This is a genomic window from Mesorhizobium sp. CNPSo 4689 (assembly GCF_057784325.1).
Window position 1 is genome coordinate 1 of the sequence record NZ_JBWLUZ010000101.1, and the last position, 915, is coordinate 915.

Genomic DNA, 915 nt, shown 5'->3' on the forward strand with positions numbered 1-915 from the left:
CCTGTGATCTTGCTCCTGTGCTTGGACTTGCCACTCTCATTGTCGAAGGGCGCAAGACCGGCAAGGGCTGCGATCGACTTGGGTGAACGCTGACCGAGCTCGGGTAAGTGCGCCAGCAGAGAGAGGGCGGTGATCTTGGAGACACCGGGCACGGAGACCATCAGCGCGTGATCGCGGGCGGTGTCCTCGGTTTCGCGAATGGCTTTGGCGATGCGGCCTTCGAGCGCATCGATACGTGTGTTGAGATCAGCGATCAGCCCTTCGATGTCGGCGCTGACATCCTTGTCGAAGGCTTCGCCAAGATGCTTCTTCAACCCTGCCCGAATCTCGACCAGATGATCGCGGTGGCGGGCAAGCGATTGAAGACGCTCGCCTTTCTCGGAAGGTACCGGCTCGCAAGCAGGCTGATAGCGACGACCGTAGCCGCTCAACATCCTGGCGTCGAGACGATCGGTCTTGGCGCGCTGCGTCGCCGACTTCGCATAGTGGTGGGTGTGTGCTGGATTGTGCCGCGAGAACGCAACACCCGCCTTGGCCAGCGCATGGCGCAGCAACCGGTCATGGACGCCTGTCGCCTCCATGACGACAAAGTCACGGCCGGCGCGAAGGCCTGCCACATAGGCTGTTATCGCGTCGTCCTGGTTGTCGATGCGCTGGTAACGGCCACTTGCCTCATCAAAAAAATCGAGCCTCTGCTTGGAGATGTCGCAGCCGACATAGTTCTGCACTATCATGTCCATGCCTCTTCCTGTGGTGCGGGGTCTGCTGGTAACAGCCCCGTGCAACTGTTCAGGTTGATGGTTCATTGGTGGGAAGGGGCCGAGCCATGCCGCGGCCTGTCCCAACAGGGACGACCAGGATCCTCTCGGCCTCCTTCCCACCTCAAACATAGCACTGAACGAACACACAGGATCC

General features: G+C 60.4%; 1 protein-coding gene. It reads right to left on the bottom strand.

Annotated features, from left to right (window positions below; translation table 11 throughout):
- Window positions 1–740: IS110 family transposase (locus AC04SI_RS33305; RefSeq protein WP_488475731.1), on the bottom strand; the 740-nt coding region annotated here is incomplete at its 3' end.
- Window positions 741–915 lie beyond the last annotated feature (175 nt).